The sequence below is a fragment of the Nocardia sp. NPDC004260 genome, from assembly GCF_053603155.1.
Genome location: NZ_JBSGEZ010000011.1, coordinates 54,439 through 79,424 on the forward strand (window position 1 = coordinate 54,439; position 24,986 = coordinate 79,424).

The 24,986-nt window shown below is 66.6% G+C and carries 25 protein-coding genes and 2 tRNA genes; 14 read left to right on the forward strand and 13 right to left on the reverse strand.

The window, feature by feature from the left end; translation table 11 throughout:
- Positions 1–152: 152 nt before the first annotated feature.
- The 7 genes from ACWEO7_RS09090 to ACWEO7_RS09120 all read left to right on the forward strand — a co-directional run bounded on the left by ACWEO7_RS09090 (position 153) and on the right by ACWEO7_RS09120 (position 9,067).
- Positions 153–620 carry an FHA domain-containing protein FhaB/FipA gene (locus ACWEO7_RS09090; RefSeq protein ID WP_014980860.1) on the forward strand — a complete coding sequence of 156 codons (468 nt, stop codon included), beginning with the start codon at positions 153–155 and terminating at the stop codon, positions 618–620.
- On the forward strand, positions 617–2,137 hold the full coding sequence (locus ACWEO7_RS09095) for a PP2C family protein-serine/threonine phosphatase (RefSeq protein ID WP_452422110.1): 1,521 nt from the start codon (positions 617–619) through the stop codon (positions 2,135–2,137). Before ACWEO7_RS09090 ends, ACWEO7_RS09095 begins: the two co-directional genes overlap by 4 nt.
- Complete coding sequence (locus ACWEO7_RS09100) at positions 2,137–3,621, forward strand: FtsW/RodA/SpoVE family cell cycle protein (protein ID WP_452422112.1); 1,485 nt, start codon at positions 2,137–2,139, stop codon at positions 3,619–3,621. The genes ACWEO7_RS09095 and ACWEO7_RS09100 overlap by 1 nt, the downstream gene beginning before the upstream one ends.
- Complete coding sequence (locus tag ACWEO7_RS09105) at positions 3,618–5,084, forward strand: peptidoglycan D,D-transpeptidase FtsI family protein (RefSeq protein ID WP_450015887.1); 1,467 nt, start codon at positions 3,618–3,620, stop codon at positions 5,082–5,084. The genes ACWEO7_RS09100 and ACWEO7_RS09105 overlap by 4 nt, the downstream gene beginning before the upstream one ends.
- Positions 5,085–5,121: 37 nt before the next feature.
- A complete protein-coding gene (locus tag ACWEO7_RS09110) occupies positions 5,122–6,642 on the forward strand; it encodes a protein kinase domain-containing protein (RefSeq protein WP_450015889.1) in 1,521 nt (506 codons plus the stop codon).
- Positions 6,639–8,540, forward strand: coding sequence for a Stk1 family PASTA domain-containing Ser/Thr kinase (gene pknB, locus ACWEO7_RS09115; RefSeq protein WP_452422114.1), 1,902 nt, complete (start codon positions 6,639–6,641; stop codon positions 8,538–8,540). Before ACWEO7_RS09110 ends, pknB begins: the two co-directional genes overlap by 4 nt.
- 107 nt (positions 8,541–8,647) lie before the next feature.
- Positions 8,648–9,067: a CBS domain-containing protein gene (locus ACWEO7_RS09120; RefSeq protein ID WP_452422116.1), complete on the forward strand. Its 420-nt coding sequence runs from the start codon at positions 8,648–8,650 to the stop codon at positions 9,065–9,067.
- Positions 9,068–9,267: 200 nt separating this feature from the next.
- On the opposite strand, the gene ACWEO7_RS09125 is transcribed toward ACWEO7_RS09120, so the two are convergent.
- Complete coding sequence (locus ACWEO7_RS09125; RefSeq protein ID WP_452422118.1) at positions 9,268–9,948, reverse strand: RibD family protein; 681 nt, start codon at positions 9,946–9,948, stop codon at positions 9,268–9,270.
- Positions 9,945–10,589: an aminodeoxychorismate/anthranilate synthase component II gene (locus tag ACWEO7_RS09130; protein ID WP_452422120.1), complete on the reverse strand. Its 645-nt coding sequence runs from the start codon at positions 10,587–10,589 to the stop codon at positions 9,945–9,947. The genes ACWEO7_RS09125 and ACWEO7_RS09130 overlap by 4 nt, the downstream gene beginning before the upstream one ends.
- A 97-nt stretch (positions 10,590–10,686) precedes the next feature.
- Between ACWEO7_RS09130 and crgA the strand changes: the two genes are divergently transcribed.
- Together crgA and ACWEO7_RS09140 are read left to right on the forward strand one after the other, a co-directional pair.
- Positions 10,687–10,950 (forward strand): cell division protein CrgA, encoded by a 264-nt coding sequence (gene crgA, locus ACWEO7_RS09135; protein WP_039803465.1) that lies wholly within the window; start codon positions 10,687–10,689, stop codon positions 10,948–10,950.
- Positions 10,951–11,039: 89 nt separating this feature from the next.
- Positions 11,040–11,525: a PH domain-containing protein gene (locus ACWEO7_RS09140; protein WP_452422122.1), complete on the forward strand. Its 486-nt coding sequence runs from the start codon at positions 11,040–11,042 to the stop codon at positions 11,523–11,525.
- 66 nt (positions 11,526–11,591) lie between these two features.
- Here the strand turns inward: ACWEO7_RS09140 and ACWEO7_RS09145 are convergent, their stop codons facing one another.
- Positions 11,592–12,464, reverse strand: coding sequence for a rhomboid family intramembrane serine protease (locus ACWEO7_RS09145; RefSeq protein WP_452422124.1), 873 nt, complete (start codon positions 12,462–12,464; stop codon positions 11,592–11,594).
- Between the two features lie 4 nt (positions 12,465–12,468).
- The gene (locus ACWEO7_RS09150) at positions 12,469–13,005 is read right to left on the reverse strand and encodes a peptidylprolyl isomerase (protein WP_452422126.1); all 537 of its coding nucleotides are present in this window, start codon (positions 13,003–13,005) and stop codon (positions 12,469–12,471) included.
- A 97-nt stretch (positions 13,006–13,102) separates the two neighbouring features.
- Between ACWEO7_RS09150 and ACWEO7_RS09155 the strand changes: the two genes are divergently transcribed.
- Positions 13,103–13,315 carry a hypothetical protein gene (locus ACWEO7_RS09155; RefSeq protein WP_452422128.1) on the forward strand — a complete coding sequence of 71 codons (213 nt, stop codon included), beginning with the start codon at positions 13,103–13,105 and terminating at the stop codon, positions 13,313–13,315.
- Positions 13,316–13,330: 15 nt separating this feature from the next.
- Here the strand turns inward: ACWEO7_RS09155 and ACWEO7_RS09160 are convergent, their stop codons facing one another.
- From ACWEO7_RS09160 to ACWEO7_RS09170, 3 genes are all read right to left on the reverse strand, one after another.
- Positions 13,331–14,179, reverse strand: coding sequence for an ABC transporter permease (locus ACWEO7_RS09160; protein WP_355073401.1), 849 nt, complete (start codon positions 14,177–14,179; stop codon positions 13,331–13,333).
- Complete coding sequence (locus ACWEO7_RS09165) at positions 14,176–15,177, reverse strand: ATP-binding cassette domain-containing protein (RefSeq protein ID WP_452422129.1); 1,002 nt, start codon at positions 15,175–15,177, stop codon at positions 14,176–14,178. Before ACWEO7_RS09165 ends, ACWEO7_RS09160 begins: the two co-directional genes overlap by 4 nt.
- Before the next feature lie 829 nt (positions 15,178–16,006).
- Positions 16,007–16,945: an acyl-CoA dehydrogenase family protein gene (locus ACWEO7_RS09170; RefSeq protein ID WP_452422132.1), complete on the reverse strand. Its 939-nt coding sequence runs from the start codon at positions 16,943–16,945 to the stop codon at positions 16,007–16,009.
- Between the two features lie 205 nt (positions 16,946–17,150).
- On the opposite strand from ACWEO7_RS09170, the gene ACWEO7_RS09175 reads away from it, so the two are divergent.
- Together ACWEO7_RS09175 and ACWEO7_RS09180 are read left to right on the forward strand one after the other, a co-directional pair.
- Positions 17,151–17,855 carry a YoaK family protein gene (locus tag ACWEO7_RS09175; RefSeq protein ID WP_452422134.1) on the forward strand — a complete coding sequence of 235 codons (705 nt, stop codon included), beginning with the start codon at positions 17,151–17,153 and terminating at the stop codon, positions 17,853–17,855.
- A gap of 44 nt (positions 17,856–17,899) precedes the next feature.
- Positions 17,900–19,084: a hypothetical protein gene (locus ACWEO7_RS09180; protein ID WP_452422136.1), complete on the forward strand. Its 1,185-nt coding sequence runs from the start codon at positions 17,900–17,902 to the stop codon at positions 19,082–19,084.
- A gap of 33 nt (positions 19,085–19,117) precedes the next feature.
- On the opposite strand, the gene ACWEO7_RS09185 is transcribed toward ACWEO7_RS09180, so the two are convergent.
- From ACWEO7_RS09185 to ACWEO7_RS09200, 4 genes are all read right to left on the reverse strand, one after another.
- Positions 19,118–19,639 (reverse strand): C40 family peptidase, encoded by a 522-nt coding sequence (locus ACWEO7_RS09185; RefSeq protein WP_452422206.1) that lies wholly within the window; start codon positions 19,637–19,639, stop codon positions 19,118–19,120.
- A gap of 626 nt (positions 19,640–20,265) precedes the next feature.
- Positions 20,266–21,057: a hypothetical protein gene (locus ACWEO7_RS09190; RefSeq protein WP_452422137.1), complete on the reverse strand. Its 792-nt coding sequence runs from the start codon at positions 21,055–21,057 to the stop codon at positions 20,266–20,268.
- On the reverse strand, positions 21,057–21,902 hold the full coding sequence (locus ACWEO7_RS09195) for a ParA family protein (protein ID WP_452422139.1): 846 nt from the start codon (positions 21,900–21,902) through the stop codon (positions 21,057–21,059). Before ACWEO7_RS09195 ends, ACWEO7_RS09190 begins: the two co-directional genes overlap by 1 nt.
- A 188-nt stretch (positions 21,903–22,090) precedes the next feature.
- A tRNA-Ala gene (locus ACWEO7_RS09200) sits at positions 22,091–22,163 on the reverse strand.
- Positions 22,164–22,402: 239 nt separating this feature from the next.
- On the opposite strand from ACWEO7_RS09200, the gene ACWEO7_RS09205 reads away from it, so the two are divergent.
- The gene (locus tag ACWEO7_RS09205; protein WP_452422141.1) at positions 22,403–23,065 is read left to right on the forward strand and encodes a TetR/AcrR family transcriptional regulator; all 663 of its coding nucleotides are present in this window, start codon (positions 22,403–22,405) and stop codon (positions 23,063–23,065) included.
- A 100-nt stretch (positions 23,066–23,165) separates the two neighbouring features.
- Positions 23,166–23,238, forward strand: a tRNA-Ala gene (locus ACWEO7_RS09210).
- Between the two features lie 62 nt (positions 23,239–23,300).
- Here ACWEO7_RS09210 and ACWEO7_RS09215 read toward each other — a convergent pair.
- Together ACWEO7_RS09215 and ACWEO7_RS09220 are read right to left on the reverse strand one after the other, a co-directional pair.
- Positions 23,301–23,561: an LppP/LprE family lipoprotein gene (locus ACWEO7_RS09215; protein WP_355073414.1), complete on the reverse strand. Its 261-nt coding sequence runs from the start codon at positions 23,559–23,561 to the stop codon at positions 23,301–23,303.
- A 771-nt stretch (positions 23,562–24,332) separates the two neighbouring features.
- On the reverse strand, positions 24,333–24,746 hold the full coding sequence (locus ACWEO7_RS09220) for a hypothetical protein (protein WP_452422143.1): 414 nt from the start codon (positions 24,744–24,746) through the stop codon (positions 24,333–24,335).
- Between the last annotated feature and the right edge of the window lie 240 nt (positions 24,747–24,986).

The window sequence follows — 24,986 nt, forward strand, 5'->3', positions numbered from 1 at the left end:
CGTATCGTGATCGAAATCGACCGACGGCCCTATGATGCTGCCAACACACGCGCGGCGCCGACCCCGGGGCCGGCAAGACCAGCAAGCTGGTGGGGGTGGTCGAACCGCACCTACGGCACCGACGTACACGGTCGAACAGGAGGTGGAGCGCCGTGCAGGGACTGATCCTGCAACTGACCCGTGCGGGGTTCCTTCTGCTGTTGTGGTTGTTCGTGTGGGCTGTGCTGCGCACGTTGCGCAGCGACATCTACGCGGCATCCGGCATTCGGATCCAGCCCAGGGCCGCACGCGGTTCCGCGGTGCTGCCTTCCTTCAGCCGGGGCCAGAAGGGCGCCAAATTTCTTGTGGTGACTCAGGGTTCACTCGCCGGCACTCGCATCTCGCTCGGCACCCAACCGGTGCTGATCGGGCGTGCGGACGACTCCACGCTGGTACTCACCGATGACTACGCCTCGACCAGGCATGCGCGACTGTCTCCGCGTGGTGACGACTGGTACGTCGAGGACCTCGGCTCGACGAACGGCACCTACCTCGATCGCGCGAAAGTCACCACCGCCGTCCGTGTTCCGCTCGGCACACCCGTCCGTGTCGGCAAAACAGTGATCGAGCTGCGATCGTGACACTTGTTCTCCGCTACGCAGCGCGCAGCGACCGCGGTCTCGTCCGAGGCAACAACGAAGATTCCGTGTACGCGGGCGCCCGGCTGCTCGCACTCGCCGACGGCATGGGCGGCCATGCCGCGGGAGAAGTCGCGTCCCAGTTGATGATCGCCGCGCTCGCCCACCTCGACGACGACGAGCCCGGCGACGATCTGCTCGGCAAGCTCGACGCGGCCACCCGGGAAGGCAACGCCGCCATCGCCGATCAGGTCGAGGAGGAGCCCGAGCTCGACGGCATGGGCACCACGCTCACCGCGATCCTGTTCGCGGGCAAGAAACTCGGCCTCGTGCACATCGGCGACTCGCGCGCCTACCTGCTGCGCGGCGGCGAGCTCGGCCAGATCACCCGGGACGACACCTTCGTCCAATCGCTGGTCGACGAGGGCAGGATCACACCGGAGCAGGCGCATACGCACCCGCAGCGCTCGCTGATCATGCGCGCGCTCACCGGCAACGAGATCGAGCCGACGCTGATCATGCGCGAAGCGCGCGCCGGTGACCGCTACCTGCTGTGTTCCGACGGTCTCTCCGACGTGGTCAGCGACGAGACCATCGCGAACACGATGCGCGAGGGCAGCACCGACGAGTGCGCCGACCGGCTCATCGAGTTGGCGTTGCGCAGCGGCGGTCCGGACAACGTGACCGTCGTCGTTGCCGATGTCATCGACCTGGACTACGGCCAGAGCCACCCGATCGTCGCGGGCGCCGCCTCCGGCGTCGACGAGGACACGCCGCCGCCGAACACCGCCGCCGGCCGGGCCTCCGCGTTGCGCCCGCCGCGCGCCGCGCCGCGGCGCGCCGCCGCCGCGCCCGAGCCACCCGCGAAGAAGTCGCACCGGCTGCGCTGGATCGTGCTCGCGCTGGCGCTCATCGTCGCGGTCTGCGTGGGGCTCGTGGTCGGCTACAAGATGATTCGCAGCAACTACTACGTCGGCGCCGCCGACGGTTCGGTGGTGATCCTGCGCGGGCTGCCCGGTTCGATCATCGGTTACTCGATCCACGACGTGAATCTCGTCGGATGTGTGACCCGCAATGGGGAACTCACCCTGACCGAGCCCGGCGAGAGTCTGCCGTCGGCGTGTAAGCCGCTGAAGGTCACCGATCTGAAGCAGACCGGCCGCGAGCAGGTGGACAAGGGCTTGCCGCCGGGCTCGCTGGACAAGGCCAGAGACTCGATGACCTACCTCGCCCAGCGAGAACTGCTGCCGCCGTGCCCGGTCAAGGAATCGGCGCCGCAGCCGGGTGTCGTCCCGTCGCCTGCCGAGACCGCGGCCCCCGCACCCAACGGCGCTCAGCCCGCTCCGGCCACCGCCGCGCCCGCGCCAGCACCGGCACCGGCGCCGGCGCCGGCGCCGGAACAGGGTGACGCCAGGGGCACCGAAATCAAGACACCGACGAAGTCGGAGGCTCCTGTCCCCCCGTCGAGCACGTCGCCCGCCCCCCAGACCGCGGGGGAGAACTGCCGGGTGACGGACTGATGTCCGCGCCGGCACCGCCGTCGGCTGGGGCTTTTCCCAGTCCCCCGGGCGGCTTCGCTCCCGCGCCACCGCCGAGCACCAGACGCAACGTCGAACTTCTGCTGCTCGGGGCGGCGGCGGTGATCACCACGGTGTCCTTGTTCCTGGTCGAGGCCAGTCAGGAACAGTCGATCACCTTGGATATCGCCAAATACGGCTTGGCCTACCTGGCGTTGTTCGCGGTGGCGCACTTGGCCGTGCGGCGGTTCGCCCCGTTCGCCGACCCCCTGCTGTTGCCGATCGTGGCGTTGCTCAACGGACTCGGTCTCGTGCTGATCCACCGGCTCGACCTGGCCGACCAGCAGACCGCCGCCTACAACTCGTGGGCGACCCCCTCCCCCGACGCCAATCAGCAGATCTTGTGGACCGCGCTGGGCACGCTCGTGTTCATCACGCTGCTGATCGCGCTGCGCGACTACCGCACCCTGGCCCGCTACAGCTACACCCTCGGCCTCATCGGCCTTGTCGCGTTGGCCATTCCGGCTCTGCTGCCGAGCGCGTTCTCCGAGACCAACGGCGCGAAGATCTGGATCCGGCTGCCCGGGTTCAGTGTCCAGCCGGGTGAGTTCGCGAAGATCCTGCTGATCATCTTCTTCGCCTCGGTCCTGGTGGCCAAGCGCGAGATCTTCACCGCCGCCGGTCGCCATGTGCTCGGCATGGAGTTCCCGCGCGGCCGCGACCTCGGACCGATCCTGGCCGTCTGGGTCGTCTGCATCGGCGTGCTCGTGTTCGAGAAGGATCTCGGCACCTCGCTGCTGATCTTCAGCACGGTGCTCGTGATGCTCTACATCGCCACCGAACGGGTCGGCTGGCTGGTCATCGGGGGCGGACTGCTCGCGCTCGGATTCGTCTTCGCCTACCAATTGTTCGGCCACGTGCGGGTCCGGGTGGAGACCTGGCTGCACCCGTTCGACGACTACAACAACACCGGCTATCAGATCTCGCAGTCGCTGTTCGGCCTGGCCACCGGCGGTCTCGCCGGGACCGGCCTCGGCAGCGGCAGGCCGAACCAGGTGCCGTTCGCCAAGACCGACTTCATCGTCACCACCATCGGCGAGGAACTCGGCCTGATCGGGCTCGCCGCAGTGCTGGCGCTGTTTCTGGTATTCGTCGTGCGCGGGCTGCGCACCGCCCTCGCGGTGCGCGACAGCTTCGGCAAATTACTCGCGGCCGGCCTGTCCTTCACCATCGCGATCCAGCTGTTCGTCGTGGTCGGGGGTGTGACCAAGCTGATTCCGCTGACCGGTCTCACCACCCCGTTCATGTCCTACGGCGGGTCTTCGCTGCTGGCCAACTACGGGTTGCTGGCGTTGCTGATCAAGATCTCCGACGCCGCCCGCGCACCCGCCCCGGTGCGCAAGAAAGAACCGGCGCCGATCGCCGACGCGCAGACCGAACTGCTGCGGCGCGATGGCGGGCGACCGGAGGCGGGGCCGCTGACATGAACACTCCACTACGCCGAGTCGCGATCGCGGTGATGGTGATGGTCGTCGCACTGCTGGCGAACGCCACCTACGTCCAAGTGATCAAGGCCGACGACCTGCGCTCCGATCCGCGCAACTCCCGGGTTCTGCTGGACGAGTACGCCCGCCAGCGCGGGCAGATCTCGGCAGGCGGCACCGTGCTGGCCGGCTCGGTCGCGACCGATGACCGCTACAAGTACTTGCGCACGTACCCGAGCGAGCCGAAGGCGTACGCACCCGCCACCGGTTTCTACTCGATGCAGTACGGCAGCACCGGACTGGAACGAGCTGAGGACTCGGTGCTCAACGGCTCCGACAGTCAACTGTTCGGCAGCCGCCTCGTCGACCTGATCTCCGGCCGCGACCCGCGCGGCGGCAACGTGGTCACCACGCTCAACCCGTTGATGCAGCAAGTGGCCTACGACCAGATGACCAGCAAGGGCTACACCGGTTCGGTGGTGGCGATCGAGCCGAGCACCGGCAAGATCCTGACCATGGTCTCCACGCCCAGCTACGACCCGAACCTGCTGTCCGGGCACGACGGTGCGCGCGGCACTCAGGCGTGGGAAACGCTGAGCGCGGATCCGCACCACCCCATGCTCAATCGCGCCATCTCGCAGACCTATCCGCCCGGATCCACGTTCAAAGTCGTGGTCACCGCCGCCGCGCTGTCCAACGGCGCCGCGACTCCCGACGACCAGTTCACCGCCGCGCCGAATATCACGCTGCCCGGCACCAGCACCACGCTGGAGAACTACAACGGCTCCACATGCGGTCCCAACCCGACAGCGTCGCTGTTCGAAGCGTTCCGTCGCTCGTGCAACACCGCGTTCGCCGAACTCGGCGTCAAGGTGGGTGCCGCGAATCTCAAGGATGAGGCGGCCGCGTTCGGCATCGGCCCGCACCGAGGGATCCCGATGCCGGTGGCGGAGAGCACCGTCGGCACCATCTCCGACGACGCCGCCTTGGCCCAGAGCAGCATCGGGCAGCGCGACGTGGCGTTGACCCCGCTGCAGAACGCGGTCGTCGCGGCGACCATCGCCAACGGCGGCGTCCGGATGGAGCCCTACCTGGTCGATCAGTTGCAGGGCCCGGATCTGAGCGAGCTGTCGAAGACCAAGCCGGTCTCGGTCGGCCAAGCCGTCAGCGCCGATGTAGCGTCGACCGTGACCAACCTGATGATCGCGTCGGAGGGCAACACCTCTGGAGGTAACCAGACCCCTTATCAGATCGCGTCCAAGACCGGCACCGCGGAGCACGGGAGCAACCCGCGCAACACGCCGCCGCATGCTTGGTACATCGCGTTCGCCCCCGCGCAGAACCCGAAGATCGCCATCGCGGTGATCGTGGAGAACGGTGGGGACCGGGCGCTTGCCGCGACCGGTGGCTCGGTCGCCGCGCCGGTGGCTCGCGCGGTTCTCGACGCCGGTCTTCGAGGGGGCTGAACGATATGGATGTGCGAGTGAAGGTACGGGGACCTCGATGCTGAACAACGGTGCGATGATCGCCGACCGGTACCGGCTGCAGCGACTGATCGCGACCGGCGGCATGGGCCAGGTCTGGGAAGCGCTGGACACCAGGTTGGACCGCAGGGTCGCGGTCAAGGTGCTGAAGTCGGAGTTCTCGGCCGACCCGACGTTCCGGCATCGATTCCGCACCGAGGCGAAGACCACCGCCCAGCTGAATCACCCCGGTATCGCGGGCATCTACGACTACGGCGAGACGATCGACCCGCAGGGCAGCGAGATCGCCTACCTGGTTATGGAATTCGTCCAGGGTGAGCCGCTGAACACGGTGCTCAACCGCCTGGGCAGGCTATCGGTCGCCCAGGGCCTCGACCTGCTCGAGCAGACCGGCCGTGCCCTGGAGGTGGCGCACCGCGCGGGCGTGGTGCACCGCGACGTGAAGCCGGGCAACATCCTGGTCACCCCGACCGGTCAGGCGAAGATCACCGACTTCGGTATCGCCAAGGCGGTGGACGCATCCCCGGTGACCAAGACCGGCATGGTGATGGGCACCGCGCAGTACATCGCGCCGGAACAGGCGGTCGGCGAGGACGCCACCGCGGCCAGCGACGTCTACTCCCTCGCCGTGGTCGGCTACGAAGTGCTGGCAGGCCAGCGGCCGTTCACCGGCGACGGCGCGCTCACCGTCGCCATGAAGCACGTGCGTGAGACGCCGCCCCCGATGCCGGCCGATCTGCCCGGCAACGTGCGCGAACTGGTCGAGATCACGATGGAGAAGGACCCGGCGCGCCGCTACGCCAGTGGCGGCGAGTTCGCCGACGCGGTCGCCGCGGTGCGCGCGGGCCGCCGTCCGCCGCCGCCGAGTGGTACCCATCCCGCCGCGCCCTTGACCGGCGCCACGCGGGTGCTCCCGCCGGGCCCGACCGCCGTTATCCCTTCCACGCCACCCGACTTCGACGGGGCGACGGTGCGCTACTCGACGCCCGCGGCCGGCGCGGTGGGCGCGGCGAATCGCGCGGGCACGATCGCGGCTCCGGCCACCGTGCTGAGCCGTGGCACGGCGGGCGATCAACCGCCCGGTGGCGACAAACGGTTCACCACTGCCCAGAAATGGCTGACCGTACTCGGCATCGGCGCCGTCCTGCTCGCCGCGCTCACGGCCTACCTGCTCTTCGGTGGCGACACCAATCCGGATTCCACACCGTCGCCGACCGCGACGGTCGCACCGAACCCGAAGCCGGTCCCGCCGGTGGCCACCACGACCACTCCCAAGCCCGCGCCCGCGCCGGTGGAAACCGAGACCTACGAACCGACCACCACCGAGCCGAAGACCACGACACCGGAGCCGACGACGACCACCGCGCCGCCCACCACCACGGCACCGAGCACGACGAAGCCGACGACCACCGCGCCCACTGCCACCGCAACGCGCCCGCGCATCCCGACTCTCGACCTACCATTCCCGGAGATTCCCGGTGCCCGGGGGCCCTCGGCCACTCGCAGCGGATCCGCCACTTCTTCGCAAGGACTGCCATGACGACCCCGAAGAATCTCTCGTCTCGCTACGAGCTGGGCGAGATCATCGGGTTCGGCGGTATGTCCGAGGTGCACAAGGCCCGCGACATCCGGCTGAGCCGCGACGTGGCGATCAAGGTGCTGCGGGCGGACCTCGCCCGCGATCCCACGTTCTACCTGCGGTTCAAGCGCGAAGCGCAGAATGCCGCCGCACTCAATCATCCGGCCATCGTCGCGGTCTACGACACTGGTGAGGCCGAGGTGGACGGCGGCCCGCTGCCGTACATCGTGATGGAGTACGTCGACGGCGACACACTGCGTGACATCGTGCGCGGCAAGGGGCCGCTGCCGCCGCGCCGAGCGATGGAAATCGTCGCTGACGTCTGCGCCGCCTTGGATTTCAGCCACAAGGCCGGGATCGTGCACCGCGACATGAAGCCCGCCAACATCATGATCAATCGGTCCGGCGCGGTGAAGGTGATGGACTTCGGCATCGCGCGCGCGATCGCCGACAGCTCCAACCCGATGACGCAGACCGCGGCGGTGATCGGCACCGCGCAGTACCTTTCGCCGGAACAGGCGCGCGGAGAGACGGTGGACGCCCGCTCGGACGTCTACTCCGTGGGTTGTGTGCTGTTCGAAATCCTCACCGGGGAGCCGCCTTTCACGGGTGACTCCCCGGTCGCCGTCGCCTACCAGCACGTCCGGGAAGATCCGCGGCTGCCCTCGCACGTGCACCCGGGGGTGCCCCGCGAGCTGGACTCGGTCGTGCTCAAGGCGATGAGCAAGAACCCGGCCAACCGGTATCAATCCGCCGCCGAGATGCGCGCCGACCTGATCCGGGTACTCGGCGGCCAGAAGCCCAGCGCCCCCATGGTGATGACCGACGAGGACCGCACCACCTTCATGAGCGCGGACGAGCCTCCGCCGCGGAACTACCGCACCGTCGAACGCCACGACGACACCGCAGAGCAGGACCCGGCCGAACCGAACGGCCAGCGCCGAACCGCCTACATCGCGCTCGGCGCCGTCGCGGCCGTCGCCGTGGCTTTCGCTTTGTTCTGGGTGCTGCTCGGACCGGGCAGCAGGCCGGACCAGGTAGCCGTTCCCGATCTGTCCAACAAGTCCTCGCAGCAGGCGCAGGACGCGCTGCAGAAGCTCGGCTTCACGGTGGCGATCCAGCAGAAGCCCGACGGCAAGGTCGCCACGGGCAACGTCATCGCGACCCAGCCCTTGGGCGGCTCGCGGATCGATGAGGGAAGCACCGTCACGGTTCAGGTGTCCTCCGGACCCGCCCAAGTGCAGGTGCCGAAGCTCACGGGGCTGACCCAGGAGCAGGCCGAGCAGGTGTTGAATTCCAAAGGCCTGCGGATCAACTCGAACATCGAGCGCAAACCGTCGAGCACCGCCGAGAAGGATCAGGTGATCGAGCAGAATCCGTCGCCGGGTTCGAAGGTCGACGTGGACTGGGAAGTCGTCGTCACGATCGGCACCGGCCCGGAAGCGGTTCGCGTTCCCTACGTCGTCGGCCAGACGATCGACGTGGCTCAGCCGAATATCGAGGGCAACGGTTTCAAGGTCGTCGTGCAAGAGGTGCAGTCCTCTAAGCCGAAGGGCGAGGTGGTCGCCTCCAGCCCGGCCGGCGGCAGCAACGCGGAGAAGGGCTCCACGGTTACCGTCCAGGTGTCCGCGGGCGATCTGAAGATGCCGTCGCTGCTCGGCCTCACTGTCTCGCAGGCGGTGGAGAAGCTGCGCGCGGAAGGTTGGACCGGCAGCACCAGCCAGATCAGCCAGTCGCCGCAGGGAACCTTCGACGCGGGCAATGTCGGACGCATACTCAGCCAGCAGCCGTCCGCGGGCAGTTCGATCCAGAAGAACAGCGCCATCCTGGTCGGTGTGGGGGTACTGGGTCCGCCGTGATCGGGCGTGGTCACCGGTATCCAGAAAACGAGACCATCCGGTGTGAATTGCGGGAGAATGATGCTGCTCCATCCCAATCAGCGCAGCTGAGCACGAGGAGGTAGCTCATGACCACTGCCAGGGACATCATGAAACCCGGCGTTCAGTGGATCTCCAAGGACACGACTGTCGAGCAGGCCGCGCGCATCATGGCCGAACTCAACGTCGGGTCGCTGATCGTCTCGGACGACAACGAACGGATGTGCGGCATCGTCACCGACCGCGACATCGTGGTGAAGTGCATCGCTCAGGGCAAGAGCCCCGCGAACTGCCGGGTCGAGGAACTGTGCGAAGCGACGCCGCGGTGGGTCGATGCCAACGCCGACATCGAGGAAGTCCTCGATGAAATGGAGAGCAACCGGGTCAAGCGCATGCCCGTCATCGAGGACAAGCGGCTGGTCGGCATGATCAGCGAAGCGGACCTGGCCAGGCATCTGGACGATAACCAACTCGGCGAGTTCGTGACCGCCGTCTACGGGCGTCCATAGATTTCGAACCGCTGCGGAGGGCGGTACCCCACCGCCCTCTCGGATGGGCTGCCACCAGGCTCCCGCCCGGCGATGCGAACTCGACGGAGTTAGGGCGGGCGGCACAATCCGGTCGAGATGTGTGTGAGCCGACGCTCGGCCGCGGACGGCGGGCCGTCGTCCGCGGTGCGTCGCCCCCTCGTCGTGGCACGACCCCGGCGTCAGATCCGGTCGGCCTTCGGCAGATACCGCAGCACGGCGACATCGCCGACTTGCGTCACGCCCGCCAGCCGCATCCTGCGGTGGGGCGCCCCCGGGAAATCGGCCGGGTCGAGGAACCGCGGAGCCGCGACGTCACCCACCAGGATCGGCGCCACCGCGAGGTGCAGTTCGTCGGCCAGATCGGCGGCGAGGAACGCGGTATGGATGCGGGTGCCGCCCTCCACCATGAGACGGCCGACACCCCGGCGGCCCAGATCGTCCAACAGCGCACCGAAGTCGAGTTCGGTGCCGAGATCCACCACGTCGGCGAGTCCGCTCAGCCGGGTGGTGAGCTTCGCCGCGCCCGCCGCGGTGGTGTAGACGAGCTTGCCGCCGCCGTGGTGCCAGAACCGCAGTTCGGGATCGAGTTCGCCGCTCGCGGAGACCGTCACCTTCAACGGATACTCCGGCTTGCCCGCGGCGAGACGGGCCGCCCTGCGCTCGGCGCTCCCGACCAGCAGTCGCGGATTGTCGCTGCGCAGGGTCTGCGCTCCGACGAGGATGGCGTCGGAGTCCGCGCGGACCTGGTCGACCCGATCGAAGTCCGCCGCGTCGGACAAGCGCAGCCGGTCGGGGCTCGCGTCGTCGATGTACCCGTCGATACTCGTCGCGACCGACAGGAGCACATGCGGACGGGTCACTGCAGCACCAGCGCGGCGACCTCCGCCTCCAGCTTCTGCACCAACCCTTCGGCGGGACGCTCACCGCACACGCCCAACCAGTTCGCCAGCATTCGGTGCCCGCCCTGGGTGAGCACCGATTCCGGGTGGAACTGCACACCGTGAATGGGCAAGGTGCGATGCCGCATCGCCATCACGATCCCGCTCTCGGTGCGCCCGAGCACCTCGATCTCCTCCGGCAGGGTGTCCTCGAGCACGGTGAGGGAGTGGTATCGCGTGGCGGTGAACGGGTCGGACAGACCGGCCAGCACGCCCGCGCCGATGTGGAAGACCTCGCTCGTCTTCCCGTGCAGCAACTCGGGAGCCCTGGTGACGGTGGCGCCGAAGGCCTCCCCGATCGCCTGATGGCCGAGGCACACGCCCAGCAGCGGGACATTTTCTTCCGCGCAGGCGCGCACCAACGGGATACTGGCGCCCGCACGGTCCGGAGTGCCGGGGCCTGGACTGATCAGAATGCCGTCGAAGTCACGGACCACCGCGGCGACGTCGGCCAGATTCGGATCGTCGTTACGCCAGACGACCGCGTCGACACCCAGTTGACCGAGGTACTGCACCAGGTTGAAGACGAAGCTGTCGTAATTGTCGACGACCAGAACACGCATGGCATCGAGATTACGTGCCCGCCCGGCACCGCGTCGCATCCATTACCTGTTGGGATAGCCTAGAGACCACGACCTGCACGCCGAATACGAGGACGTCATGCCCAAGTCGAAGGTCCGTAAGAAGACCGACTATACGATCAACCCCGCCAGCCGGACGCCGGTGAAGGTGAAGGCCGGGCCGTCGCCGGTCTGGTATGTCGCCATCATGCTCGGATTCATGCTCGCCGGGCTGGCCTGGCTGCTCGTCTACTACTTGGCGGCCGAGCAGATCAGCTGGATGAACGATCTCAACGCCTGGAACTTCCTGATCGGCTTCGGTCTGATGGTGGTGGGCCTGATCATGACGATGCGCTGGCGCTGAGCGGCGACATCGCGCAGATTACAGACGTGTCATTCATGCACACCTGTGGATGAGCCTGTGGACAACTCGAGGAGCGATTGGGGAGTGCCGTGAGTTCGGAGTCCGTGGTCCCCGGCTCGCCGGACCATAACGAGCCGAGCCTGGCCTGGACCACGCCGACCTCCGCGCTCGTCGCGGTCGCCGTGGGCGGCGTCGCGTTGGCCGTCGCGGCGGTGGTCACCAACGATGCGGCTAGCCGCCTGCTCGTAGGACTGGCAGCGGCCGGATTGCTCGCCCTCGCCGCGCTCGGGTTCCGGCAACGCCCGCGACTGTCCGTGGTGCCCGGCGCGCAACCACGCATGGTGGTCCGCACCCTGACCGGACCTGACGAATACACCCCCGAGCAAATCGTGCGCGCCCGTGTGGTGAGCTACCGCCGTCTCGGGCGGAAGATGCCGATGCTGGAACTCGACGTCCAGCACGACGGGGTGGAGCGGCTGCTGATCTTCGGCCGCTGGGATCTGGGCGCCAACCCCGAGTTCGTATATCAAGACCTGGTCGAAGCCCTCCGGCTCACCCAGGACAAGACCCGCTGACGACGCCGCGGCCGGGACCTTCGGCAAACCCGGCCGCGAATGTTTCACGTGAAGCGAATCCCGCTGTCAGGCAGTCGAAGTGATCGCGCCGACAGCCACCAGCCCCAGCGCCGCGAACGCGACGAGCGCCACCGCGATCCAGCCGACCGTCCGTGCCGCTTGCGGAGTGCGCACTCGCAGCCAACCCGGCAGGAACAGAATGCCGAGCGTGGCGATGGTGCCCGCGGCCAGACCGCCGAGATGACCCCAGAGCGAGATGCCGGGCAGTGACAGGCTGATGAACACGTTGATGCCGATGATAATCAGCATCTGATTCGGGTTCTGCCGCAACCGGAGCAGAATGATCGTGATCGCACCGAACAGGCCGTACACCGCGCACGACGCACCCGCCGTGAGACTGTTCTGCGACAACAGCATGACCCCGGCGGACCCGCCGAGCAACGACACGAGGTACACCGCCAGGTAGCGCAGCCGACCCAGCACCAATTCGGCATCCCGGCCCACCACATACAGCGCGAACATGTTCAGCAGCAGGTGGATGGGACCGTAGTGCAGGAACCCGGAACCGAGCACCCGCCACCATTCACCGTCCGCGACCGCCGGTGCGAACAGCACCCAGTCGAAGAACAGCGCGGAGCCGCGCTGGTTGTCCATCAGGCTCTTGGCCTGCGCCGCGGTGATCGCGTAGATCACCACGTTGAGCGCGATCAGCGCATAGGTCACATAGGGTGCGGACATCCGGGGCGCTGCCGCGCCCGAGACCGTCCGCACCGGCGCGGCGTCGCGCTGATCCGCGCGCAGACAGTCGACACAGTGCTGGCCGACGGCCGCGGGTCGCAGGCACTCCGCACAGGACGGCCGCCCGCACCGCGTGCAGGCCAGGCCGGTCGGGCGATTCGGATGGCGGACGCAGGTGGGTGCGGGCGGCTGGGGATTCATAGTCTCATTCGATCGTGATCTTGGTGATGACGACGGGCTCCAGGGGCCGGTCGTTGTGATCGGTCCTGGTGGTCGCGATGGCGTCGACGACCTTCCGGGATTCCGGGTCCACGACTTCACCGAAGATGGTGTGCTTGCGGTTGAGGTGCGGCTGCGGACGAACGGTGATGAAGAACTGGGAGCCATTGGTGCCCGGCCCCGCATTGGCCATCGCCAACAGGTAGCCACGGTCGAACCGCAGCTCGGGGTGGAACTCGTCGCCGAATTCGTAGCCGGGGCCGCCGCGACCGGTCCCGGTGGGATCGCCACCTTGAATCATGAAACCGGCCATCACGCGATGGAAAAGGGCGCCGTCATAGAACGGACCGCTGTTGCCTCCGCTGGCGTTCGCGGTGGTGTACGGAGCCGAACCGTCGGCGAGACCTAGGAAGTTGCGGACCGTCTTGGGCGCGTGGTTACCGAAAAGCGCGAGCTTGATATCGCCGTGATTCGTGTGCAGCGTTGCCACGGATGTCTGATTCGGTGAGGTCACGCCGCCCATCGTGCCACGGTCGGCGACGCGGCCGCGGAACTGGGCCGGACCGTGCTGTGAGCTGGGCCTCCTGCGCGAATCACCGGGCTGTGCATAGAGTGGTCCAATGACCTCTGGGCGCCTGCATGTCTCGTCGCGTTCACGTAATCGGCTCCTTCTCGCCGTCGCCGTCGCGCTGGCGGGTGGCGTGGCCTATCTGGCCCGCACCCGGCGGCCGCAGCCGCCGGAACCCGCGCCCGCGCCGCCGCGCATCGGATACTCCCGCAACGGCTCCACGCCGACTCCATTGGCGGAGACCGGCGTGGAGACCGAGCACTGACGACAAAGCGGCGAATCAGCGACTGACCGTCTTCTTGTACTGACGCAGGGCCAGCGGCACGAACACCACCAGGATCACCACCACCCAGGCCAGCGAGGTGATCACCGGGTGCTGCAACGACCAGGCATCCGGCGTCGGCGCGAGCGGGCTCGTGTTCCCGAACAGCTCACGTGTCGCCTGGGTCAACGCGGACACCGGGTTCCATTCCGCGATCACCCGCAGGACGGTGGGCAGTTTCTCGCTGGGGACGAACGTGTTGGCGATGAACGTGAGCGGGAAGATCACCATGAAGCTGGCGTTGTTGAACACCTCCGGCGCCCGCACCAGCAGCCCCACCACGGCCATGATCCAGGACACCGCGTAGGCGAACAGCAGCAACAGGATGTAGGCCAGCACCGCGTCCAGGAACGAACCGCGGATGCGCCAACCCACCAGCAGGCCGGTCAGCGACATGACGGTCAGGCTGACAACGTTGATCACCACATCACTGATCGTGCGGCCGACCAGCACCGCCGACGAGGCCATCGGCAGCGAGCGGAATCGGTCGATGATGCCCTTCTGCATGTCCTCGGCCAGCCCCGCACCGGTGAAGGTCGCACCGAACACCACGGTCTGCGCGAAGATGCCCGCGATGAGGAACTCGCGATATCCCCCGGAGAGACCTGGCACGTCGATGGCCGCGCCGAAGACATAGGCGAACAGCAGCACGAACATGATCGGCGAGAGCGTGGAGAAGATCAGGACGTCGGGTACCCGCTTGATCTTGATGACGTTGCGTTTCGCGATGGTCACACTGTCGCTGACCACTATGGACAGTCGCGCGCCCAGCGAGGGCCTGCCCAGGACCGGGGCGGTGGCGGTCATCGGATCGTTCCTTCCGTAGCTCCCAGTTCGTCGTTCGCCGCGTCACCGGCGGCGATCGCCTCCGCCTCGTGACCGGTGAGGGTGAGGAAGACGTCGTCCAGCGACGGGCGGCGCAGACCGACGTCGTGGATCTGCACGCCGTGCTCGGCCAGCCGCCCCACTGCCTCCACAAGTGCCTGCGACCCGTCGGAGACCGGGACGATGATCCGGCGCAACCCCGGTTCGAGATGAATCTCCCCGTCCGCCAAACTCTTCAGCGCGGCCTCGGCCGTCGCGAGATTGTCCACGCGATCGACGGTCAACTCGATGCGGTCCCCGCCGACCATGGTCTTGAGTTCGTCCGCGGTGCCCTTGGCGATCACCTTGCCGTGGTCGATCACCGCGATCGAATCGGCGAGCCGATCAGCCTCCTCCATGTACTGGGTGGTGAGCAGCAACGTTGTCCCACCCGCGACCAGTTCTTCGATGACGTCCCAAAGATCCAGGCGCGCACGAGGGTCCAGTCCGGTGGTGGGCTCGTCGAGGAACAGCACGGGAGGGTTCGCGACCAACGCGCCCGCCAGATCGAGGCGACGGCGCATGCCGCCGGAGTAACCCTTGACCGGCCGGTCCGCGGCGTCGGTGAGCCGGAATCGATCGAGCAATTCGCGCGCGCGTTCCTTACTTCGCTGCACCCCCATGTGATAAAGACGTCCCACCATTTCCAAATTCTCGAAACCGGTGAGGTATTCGTCGACCGCGGCATACTGTCCCGACGCCCCGATGCGGGAACGCAACGCCTGCGGATCGCGCAGCACATCGATTCCGGCGACCGTCGCGTGTCCGGCGTCCGGGACAAGCAGGGTGGTGAACACGCGGACGGTGGTGGTCTTGCCTGCGCCATTGGGTCCGAGTAGTGCGGTGACGGTGCCTTCCGGGACTCGCAGATCGAGTCCGTCGAGGGCCACCAGCTGGCCGTATCGTTTGACCAGACCCTCGGCGACTATTGCGTCGGGCATGATTCTCCTGAAGTTGACGAGTTCGATGCGAATGAGTGCGACCCCGGGAGCCCCGGGCGCCGATCAATTCGCTGGATCGGATCACCGGCCGATACCCGGCACAGTATTGTCCCGCTCGCCGATAATTTCATCCGATTTGTTTCCGGAGACCTGTCTGCCCTGGAAGGACGACTCGTGCAACGCGAGAAGGCCGCATTCCGATCCGGTCGGTGCTCGGGGGTACCGGATCGGAATGCGACCGGTTCGATGATCCCGCGCGTACGGGTATCTGAGCGCGCGTAGCGGACTACCCGAATCGCCGAGGTCCCGTACTCGGATGACGGAAATTCGCATGCGCGTTGTCGCGGCGAGCGGGGGCGCTCCGCGCGAACAGTCCAGTCGGTGATCACGAACACATGTTCGCATCGGGGTACGACACATTCGGCCCCTGCGCGGGGCGGCGGCACGCCCCGAATGGCAGACACGCCCGAACGCTCTCGTAGATTCCATTCTTCGGCGACCGGTCGGCATGTTGTTCGCAACGCGTATCCACAGCAGGTCATGCTGCCGTACATCCATGGAAACGCTTGCTTTACAATACTTTTGGCAAACACTGGGCCAACAGGCAGGAATGGCGTGGGTGACCGGGGAGCCAGGCACAACTGCCATGCGACATCCAGCAAGTAAGCCCACCCAAAAAAAACTTGGAGCGCGGCCGTCCCCCCGCACCCACAAACCCACATCATCGAGTAGCATCGTTCTCGTCGGCCCCTCCCCCCCGGGCCGACCCTACGCGGGCCTCGGCTAACTCCCCCCCTTCGCCGAGGCCCGCTCCCCATTTCGGACCAGGTCAGGCCCCTGTCCCCGCTCGGCCGTCGCCCGGTTCCACCGCCCGCCACGCGGCGGTGAGGCGTTGCGCGCGCACGCGCCCGGCGGTGGCGAGCAATGGCCGGTCACGCTCCCACCGCTGCCGTGTCACGGGGTCGGCGGAATGCCACAAAGGCTCGAGTTCGGCCAGCACGTCACCGAACGAATCGAAGACCCCGCCGAGGGCGATGTGCACCCCGGCAGCAGCCGGCGCATCGATGTCCAGGCCGCGCACGGCGGCCACCAGTGTCAACAGGCGTTGCCGACTAGCGCGCGGCCACTGCGACACCCGAGCCACCCGCACCAGCCAGCCCAGCGTGGCGGCCAGCACGTGGATGTCCTCGATCGTCCGGAACGGCTTGAGGTAGTCCAGATATCCGTCACCGGGAAGCGGCAGCGCCGGCACGCCGGTCAGCACGACCGACGCGTGCGGGACCTCGGGCGCGAACGACAGCGCGGGATGATCGGTCAGGCGCACGCCTGGTTCCCTCGTCTCGACCGTGCAGGCGCGCAACCGGTTCCGCCCGTCCGGCGCCGTGCCGACACTGGCGATCACCACCAGCTGTCGCGCGTAAGAGCCCATGGTCGCGAACGACTTGGTGCCGTCGAGCAGCCAGACCCCGTCCCGCTCGGTGAGCGTGGTGCGGATCGCGGCGGGGTGACCGCCGCCTTCCTCGGTGGCGCACATCGCGACCAGGTCGTCGTCCGGCAGGTCCGGAATCAGCGTCCGCAGCGCTTCCTGGTAGCCGGACAGGAAGGCGAACCCGAGCCGGTCGGCTCCGAAGCCACCCGCGATCGACACCTCCACCGGCTGCTCGAAACGATTCGCCGCCACGCGATGTCGCGTCCACGCCGCGGCGACATCATCGAGCGGCGCGGCCGCCACCGGCTCGGTCAGCAGGAAGTCGAGCAGAGTATCCACCTCAGCACGGTAACCGAGCAGCGACTCGCTCGGGAGGGCTCGGTCCGGACGACGGCCCGCCGACCAGGGTGAAACGGCGCTTCGATAGCGCGTACGTGCCCGGAATGCCGGCGATCTATGAGCAACGGTCGGCCCTGCGTAAGCCGATTCCGCCGACGAGGCTGCTTGACTGAACTGCCGCGCCGTACCGGAAGGAGTTCGACCTGTGCCGGAACTGGAAGAAAGTCGCAAGAAGGCACTTTTCGATTCCGAAGCCAGACTGTCCTGGGTCCTGGCGGCACTCGCCGGGTTGATCGGTGCGGCGGCGGTCATGCATACCGCCGGCTATTTCGTCACTTTCATGACGGGCAATACCGAACGGGCCGTCCTCGGGTACTTTCACGACGAATCGGACATGGGTTTGGCGGCCGCGGGATTGCTGATGTCCTTCCTGTCCGGTGTCATGGTGGCCTCATGGTGCCGCAGACGCTACTGGTCCGGGCACCCACACGGGCCCACTCTGCTCACCACTGTCTGCCTGGCGCTGGCCTCGGCCGTCGACCTGCTCGAATACCAGACGTCCAGCAAGCCGATCGGTCTGCTGCCGATCTTGTTCGTCGCCTTCGGCGTCGGCGCGCTCAACACATCGTTCGTCCGCAACGGTGAGGTCTCCATACCGCTCAGCTACGTCACCGGGACACTCGTCAAGCTGGGTCAAGGCATCGAACGCCACCTCAGCGGTGGCGACTACGCGGACTGGCTCGGGTACTTCCTGCTCTATGCCGGTTTCTCGCTCGGCGCGCTGCTCGGCGGACTGCTGAGCCTGCTGGTCGCCGGCTGGGCCATGCTGATCACCGCGACAGTCGTGTGCCTGCTCGTCACCGGCTACACCTATCTGCACCTGGATCGGCACGGTCCCCTCACGCGGTAAGCCACCGCCGGGTGACCGCGGGACTTCGCGACTACCGTGGCCGCGTGCAGAATATCGAAAACGAAGCCGCCGCCTTCGCCGCGCTCGTCATGCAGCATCTGGCGGCGCTGGGCGAAACCGATGTCGAATACGACCAGGACGAGTTCGCGATACGGATCGGCGATCTGTTTCTCGACCTGCACAACATCTTTCGGGAAACGCGTGAGCTCGATGCCACGGAGCGCGATGTCCGGGTCGCACAGCACTGCGACGCCGTGCGTGAACTACGCGCCCCCGCGCCGGGTTGGCCTTCGGTGCGGTCCATGCTGCGGCCGGTATTGCGTCCCAACAGCTTCGGCGCGGGGGTCGAACCGGAATCACGGCCGATCGCTCGCTCCGCGTTTCCATTCGTGGACGAGATGGTCGCCATCGATATGCCCCACACCCGGTCGATCGTTACCTACGCGTCGTTGCGCGAATGGGACGTGAGTCCCGAGGAGGTTTTCGCGGCGGCGCGCGAGAACCTCGGCGCGATAGTCAGTTTCACCGACATCGAGGAAGACGGCATCCTGCAATTCGTCGACGACGGCGACGGCTACTGCACATCGTGGCCACTGGTCCCCGGCTGGCTCGCCGGTTCCGGCTTCGGGACCCGACCACCTGTCGTCTTCATGCCCGATGTCGACACGCTCATCATCGCGACCGGTGCGGACGATCTCGAGCCGATCTTCGAGGTGGTGGAAGAGCAGTACCGTGACGCGTCCCGGCCGGTCTCGCCACAGGGTTACACCGTGGACGACAGTGGCGCGGTCATTCCGCTCGATCGTTCACCCGCGCACCGCCACCTGCCCGCCGTGCAGCGGGCCCGATGCGGTTTGGCGGTCACCGAATACGACGCGCAAGCTCAGATTCTCAACGAGATCGTCGAGCGCGATCTGGAATTCACGCCCTATGACCTCGAGTCCGCCTATGTCGGTTCGGTCATGTACGGCCACGGCGACAACGGTCCCTTCACGATCACCGTCTGGGGGGAGGGTGTCGACTACTTGCTCCCGGAGGCCGACTACGTCGCCTTCTGCCGTGACGACCGAGGTGAACTGGAGCGTCTTTTCGAGGTCCCGTTCGATGCTGTCGTCGGACTGACCGGCCTCACTCCGGTCCCGGATCTCTCACCTCGCCGCTACGAAATCCGCCACTGGCCGGATGCCGAGACGCTGGCCGCACTGGAAGCGGCGGCGGTCTCTCCCTGACCTGCGAACTGCGGTGCGGCTGCACCGGAGGAATCAGAATCGGCGGGCGCCTGTCACCGGCATCGAAGAGAGGGGGGAAGTGGTCACACCCGTGCCGTATGTCGATGCGTGGATGACTTTGCCGTCGCCTACGTAGAGGGCGGAGTGGCTTCCGCCGTAGAACGAGACCATGTCGCCGGGGCGCAATTCGTCGAGCGGTACCGGCGTTCCGGCGGCGAGCTGGTCGTAGCTGGTGCGTGGCAGCTCCACGCCGGCCTGCTCGTAGGACCACTGCACCAGCCCGGAGCAATCGAAGGAGTCCGGGCCGACGGCGCCATAGCTGTAGTCGGAACCGAGTTTGGTTCGTGCCGCGTCGACGGCCATCTCACCGGCGGTCCTCTGCGGTATCACCGCGGCGGGCGGAGTAGGCGCCCGAGGCATGATCTGCGGGAGGTCGCCGAGGAAAGGGATCTCGATCTCCGGAAGCACGCCGATCAGTGGGATCTCGATCGCGGGCACAGTCGTCGGTAGCGGCAGCTCGATTACGGGAATGTTCACCGAAACCGGGAACTCGATCGCCGGGCCGAGCGCGGCAGGCGCGATCTCGATCCGCGGACCCGGGGTACTAGCGATGTTCTCGATATCCGAGAACCCTGCGGTCACCGGAGATTCGGTGACGGGGAGTATGGCGTTGTTCAGGGGAATGTAGTCGGAAATCTCGAACGTTCCCACGCCCGGAATGGTCACCGGCTGGGCCGATGCCTCCCCTGCGTTGCACAACACGCCGATGAGTGCGGCCGCTCCGGTGGCGAGTGCCCAGAGCACAGCACGTCGCAGGTAGCGGATATATCGGTCGTCGGTCGATGATGCCATGATGCGGTCCTCCGATGCTCATATCGCCGGCCTCCGGCGGAGCCATACGACGCCGCCATGCGTGGCGCGACGGACTTCACCAAAGACCTCGAATTGATTCGAAAACCATCACGGTGCTTCGTCAGTCCAGCGGATCCGATCCGAGTATTCACCTTTCGGCATAGTTTGCATCACGTAAAGCACAACACACCTTTATTTCCATAACGAAATAATAACTCGTTCCGGCACGTGACTCGCAACGATAATTCCGCGTCTCGCAATTCATTCCCCCGATACGCAATGACCCCGCAGGGAAAGATTCCGCTGCGGGGTCGTCGCCGACTGCGATCTCACGCGGTGATCTGTTCCTCTATCTGCTCGGCGATCGTACGGAGCTTGGCCGCGAATTCGCGCGCCGCGCGTGGGTCGTCGCTGGATCCTTTGACCACGCGCTTCGTCAGCGCCGCGAGCCGGGATTCCATGGCGGTGAAGATGTCGGCGGAGCGATCGGTCGGGTCGCCCGGCAGTTCGCCGCGCAGCCACGCTTGGAGACGCTCGACCACCACTTCTTCGTCATAGCGTTCAGGCAGCAGGGCCACCGCCTGCCGGAGCTTTCCCGCGGTGACCTTCACGTCGGCACCCGCCGCCACGGTTGTGTAGATGGTGACCGCCGCGTCTTCCCCGTATTCGGCCGCTACCGGGAGCAGTTCGCGGACCTGGCCCTCGTTGATCGCCGGCGCGACCGGCTGCAGCCGCGCGGCGAGCGGCCAAGCGCGAATCAGCTTGTGTGCGTATGACCGCTGCATATCCCACCGCTGTTCCACGTAGTCGTCGAACGTCTCGTGGCTGTCGCGGTAGAGCCTGCCGTCCCGCACGATCTGCAGCGCACGGCCGGCGGCCCAGAATGCGATCCGCAGCGTGTCGATCGACGACTCGCACGCCGTCAACTGCGCCCGTTCTCGGTCGCTCAGGGGTCCGTCGCCCGCGTCCGGCACCGGCATGGTCAAGACATTCGGGCTCTCGGCCGGCTTCGACCGTCGCCATTCGGCGTCGCGCAACGGGGACACCGGTGGCGTGTGCTCGGCGCCGTCGGATAGCGGATTGGCCCCGCCGATCGACCCCTTCCTGCGTTGTGGAGGCATCAGGCAGGCACCTCCATCAGGGCGCGATACGCGCTCAGCAGTTCGTCGCCCACCTTGCGGTACTCGCCCAAATCCTCGATCGGATTCTCGGCGCCCTCCCCCACCTCCCCGTCGGCTGCCTCCCGATACCATTTCCAGGCGCTCAAATAGGAATCGAATACGTCGTAGCCCGCGCTTTCCAAATGGCCTCGCTGCGCACGGTATTCGGTCGAGACATTGACGCCTTTCTTCATGATCACCGGGACTTTGGTCATGAGCACCCGCACCCGGATTTCCCGGTCGGTGTCGGCCGCCGCCTCCTCGGCGGCTTTGAACGTACTCGGCACACGTTTGACTTCCGACGGGCTCACACTCGTCAACAGCAAGAGCTCGTCGCTCTCCGGAACAGCGGCCTTGAAGATATCGGCCGACTCACCCCCGGCGTCCACGATGATGACGTCGAAATCGGCGGCATTGTCGGTGATGCAGTCGCCGACATGCCGCGACGGGAACGCGACCAGATGGAACGGCACTTCGATGCCCCCCTTGACCAGCCGCCGGTACCAGGAGTAGCCGGTCTGGCTGAGCGGGTCGGCGTCGATCACCAGCACCCGCAGTTCGTGAACCGAAGCGAAGTAGCTCGCCAAGAAGAACGCTGATGTCGTTTTGCCGACACCGCCCTTGAGATTCCCCAGCGTGATGACCAGAGGTTCGGGCAATTCGAGTGGCGCAACAGAATTCGTCATAGACGTTCCTCCGAGGGTGAGGAGTGTATTACTGTGCCGGGCCAGTCTGGCACAGTATCGACGAATATCGTCTGATTGCGGCGCCCTGTCGCGGCTGTGCCGCTGCCGCTCTGTGTCCAATTGGACACAAAGGTTCCGGTTATCCGGCCGGAAATTTCGGCACCCCCGCCGGGCCGACGAGCCCGTGTTCCGCTGCTACCGACTCGGAATTCGTCGAGAGGCACCCGTTATCCGTATCGGCCTCGAAGATCGGGTGCGCACACCAACGCACCAGCGGTAGGCCGCCGCACCGGAACGAAGCGCATCAGTGGAGCCTAGGGGAATCGAACCCCTAACCCCTGCCTTGCAAAGGCAGTGCTCTGCCAATTGAGCTAAGGCCCCTCCCAGGATCAGCGGGTGGTCACCTCGTGCCACATGTCCGCGTCGCTGCGCTGGCGCAGCTTCGAGATGCCGAAGAGAACCAGAATTACGACACCGGCGGTGAGAAGAAGTTTCATGGTTTCCACCCTACTGCGGTGCCCGAAGCCCGCCCAGAAGGACTCGAGCCCGACCTCTGATGGATTCGTCAAGACTGAACAATGAGTTATCATCATCGAGGCAGCGGCTGGGAGAGGAGCGGCATGACGAAACGGACCGGGGCGGCACCCAACCGCCTGGAGCGCCGCAAGGCACGCACTCGCGCCGCCCTCATAACAGCGGCCCAGTCGTTCATCGCGAACGGGAAGCTGAACGCGCCCATCTTGGAGATCACCCAAGCCGCCGACGTCGGCATGGGGTCGTTCTACAACCACTTCCAGAGCCGGGAGGACCTGTTCCACGCGGCGGTCGAGGAAGCGCTCGAGAAGCACGGCGCCGTGCTCGATGCCCTGACCGAGGGTCTGGACGACCCAGCCGAGGTGTTCGCGCAGAGTTTCCGGCTGACCGGGCGCATGCACCGGAGAATCCCGACTCTGAGCAAGGTGTTGCTCAACAACGGCCTGACGCTCACCGCCTCGGAGAAGGGACTCGCACCGCGCGCTCGCCGCGACATCGAGGCCGCCGCTCGCATCGGCCGTTTCCGCACACGGGACGCCGAACTGGCCATGACGATCGTGGCCGGAGCCGCTCTGTGTCTCGGCCAGTTGTTGCACGATCACCCCGACCGTGACGACGCTGCCGCCACCGATCAGGTCACCGAAGACCTGCTTCGGATGTTCGGCGTTCCGGCTGATGAGGCGGACGAGATCTGCTCGCGTCCCCTGCCTTCCCTCGCCACGGTGCTCGATCCCGCCGACGCCGCCTGAGCCGGGCGTGCGGCCGACAGCGCTCGGCTTGACGCGACAACCTGACGTTTTGACCATCTCAGCGGCGAGAAGGTAACGTTCTGCAGGCGTATGTACGCGCGGGGCCTTAGCTCAATTGGCAGAGCACTGCCTTTGCAAGGCAGGGGTTAGGGGTTCGATTCCCCTAGGCTCCACTCGTCGAAGGCTCATGCTCGCGGAGCGTGAGCCTTTTTCGTATGGTTCCGGTGTGGACCGTTCAGTTCTCCGGCGGGAACTGCCCGTTCGCCTGCACGGTGGTGCCGTTCAGGGTGAATGTCACGACGCTCGGTCCTCCTTGCGGGCAGCACAGCGCGTCGTCCTTCAACGGCCAGCGGTACTGCACGGACACGGTGTCGCGGGTCTTGCCCAGAACTGTCGTGTACCCGTATGGCCGCGCGCTCGCGGTCCCGAGATACTTCCCGCCGGTGAAGAAGAGAACGTGTGTGCCGGGATGAATTCCCGGCCATTCCACCGTCATCCACGACAGCACCCCGGAACATCCCGCCGCGATGGGATCCTCGCTCGCCCCTTGGATCGTCCACGACCCGCCACCGGGCGGCGCGGCCAACGTGGCGACCGAGGACGCCGCAAGCGCCGAGTTGGCGTCGAAGCACAGGCCGTGGCCGCTACCCTCCGGCGCCGACTGCGTAGCGGGAGACGAGGTCGCCGCGACGGATGGTTCCGGGACCGCGGTTGCCCCGGGAGCCGGTTGTTGCGCCGTCGCCGGCTGTGGTGCCCCTCCCGGTTGTGGCGCCGCCTCCGATTGTTCGCCGATCGCTGTTGTCCGCGTCGCCCTTGGACCCGCCGATGACGCAGTGGTCGTACTTCCCGCCGACGTCGCGGACCCGGCCGATGTGCTCGAGTCGGTCCCGCACGCGGCGGTTGCGACCACAACGGTTGCCGCGATCGACAGCACCGCCGATAGTCTGACGTTCATTGCGCACCCCTCGAAATTGCTGACCGAGCTTCGGTTTCGATATTCGTTCGTGCCCGCGATCACCGGCGCGCCGAAGCGACGCATTGCGGCCGCGCAGCGCTACGAAAGTTCTTGTCCCTCAACTGTTGTCAGAGATGTCGGACCGGCCGCCCTTGGTGTTACAGGGGTGCATCCAGCGGTGAGTCTCCGGTCTGACAGCACCGCGCAGGGTGTACCACCAGACCGGTTGGTAGCCGACCCGCGATGAAATCGCCTCGGCCCAGAACACCGTCCCGCAGGTGGTCATTCCGGGCCGAGGCAGCGTTCAGGAGGTCAGCTGATCTGGGTGCCCGACCAGCCGAAGCTGAAGCTGTGGCCCTTCGAGGTACAGATCAGAGCGCCTCGACCGCCTCCGGTGCAGCTGGCGCCACCGTTGGTGAGGGTGCCGTCGATCGGCGGGCTACCAGCCCGGCCGTGCGCACCGCTCAGGCCGAAGGTGGGATGGGCGGGCAGGAATGGCAGGTCGATCGCGAGGTCGTAGACGGTGAAACCGAAAAGATTGGTGCCGAAAGGGATGTCGCATCCGACGTCGCCGTTGGACCGGATAGCGCAGTTCGAACTCGCGTAACTGAAGTACACCGTGCCCTCGTCCACGCTTTGCGCAGGGACCGCACCCGCTCCTGCGGCACCCACCATCGAGCAGCTGACGAACGCGGCCACCGTACCGACTATCGTGCTGATCTTCATTCCGTCAACCTAGCCGAGACGATTCCGGACCAGCCTCCCGCTTCTGAGGAATCGGCGAGCAGCAGCGACCTCGCCACTATGGGTAACTTCGCGATGCCGGCTTCGCCGAACCAGTCCCCATCGCCCGGCCGCAAACCCTCGGACCGCACCCGAGGAGGACGAGTAGGCGAAGTGCGCGACGGACATTGGGGTCGTTGTCGTACGCGCGCTGTGGTGACCGGTGCGCACGGACGGTCGTTT

Bases quoted from the DNA above. Each gene is read 5' to 3' on its own strand.
- ACWEO7_RS09100 (WP_452422112.1), top strand. From the start codon at position 2,137: ATGTCCGCGCCGGCACCGCCGTCGGCTGGGGCTTTTCCCAGTCCCCCG.
- ACWEO7_RS09110 (WP_450015889.1), top strand. From the start codon at position 5,122: ATGCTGAACAACGGTGCGATGATCGCCGACCGGTACCGGCTGCAGCGA.
- ACWEO7_RS09130 (WP_452422120.1), bottom strand. From the start codon at position 10,589: ATGCGTGTTCTGGTCGTCGACAATTACGACAGCTTCGTCTTCAACCTG.
- ACWEO7_RS09190 (WP_452422137.1), bottom strand. From the start codon at position 21,057: ATGCCTCCACAACGCAGGAAGGGGTCGATCGGCGGGGCCAATCCGCTA.
- ACWEO7_RS09150 (WP_452422126.1), bottom strand. From the start codon at position 13,005: ATGGGCGGCGTGACCTCACCGAATCAGACATCCGTGGCAACGCTGCAC.
- ACWEO7_RS09145 (WP_452422124.1), bottom strand. From the start codon at position 12,464: ATGAATCCCCAGCCGCCCGCACCCACCTGCGTCCGCCATCCGAATCGC.
- ACWEO7_RS09120 (WP_452422116.1), top strand. From the start codon at position 8,648: ATGACCACTGCCAGGGACATCATGAAACCCGGCGTTCAGTGGATCTCC.
- ACWEO7_RS09155 (WP_452422128.1), top strand. From the start codon at position 13,103: ATGACCTCTGGGCGCCTGCATGTCTCGTCGCGTTCACGTAATCGGCTC.
- ACWEO7_RS09215 (WP_355073414.1), bottom strand. From the start codon at position 23,561: ATGACGGTGGAATGGCCGGGAATTCATCCCGGCACACACGTTCTCTTC.
- pknB (WP_452422114.1), top strand. From the start codon at position 6,639: ATGACGACCCCGAAGAATCTCTCGTCTCGCTACGAGCTGGGCGAGATC.
- ACWEO7_RS09160 (WP_355073401.1), bottom strand. From the start codon at position 14,179: ATGACCGCCACCGCCCCGGTCCTGGGCAGGCCCTCGCTGGGCGCGCGA.
- crgA (WP_039803465.1), top strand. From the start codon at position 10,687: ATGCCCAAGTCGAAGGTCCGTAAGAAGACCGACTATACGATCAACCCC.
- ACWEO7_RS09165 (WP_452422129.1), bottom strand. From the start codon at position 15,177: ATGCCCGACGCAATAGTCGCCGAGGGTCTGGTCAAACGATACGGCCAG.
- ACWEO7_RS09105 (WP_450015887.1), top strand. From the start codon at position 3,618: ATGAACACTCCACTACGCCGAGTCGCGATCGCGGTGATGGTGATGGTC.
- ACWEO7_RS09220 (WP_452422143.1), bottom strand. From the start codon at position 24,746: ATGAAGATCAGCACGATAGTCGGTACGGTGGCCGCGTTCGTCAGCTGC.
- ACWEO7_RS09205 (WP_452422141.1), top strand. From the start codon at position 22,403: ATGACGAAACGGACCGGGGCGGCACCCAACCGCCTGGAGCGCCGCAAG.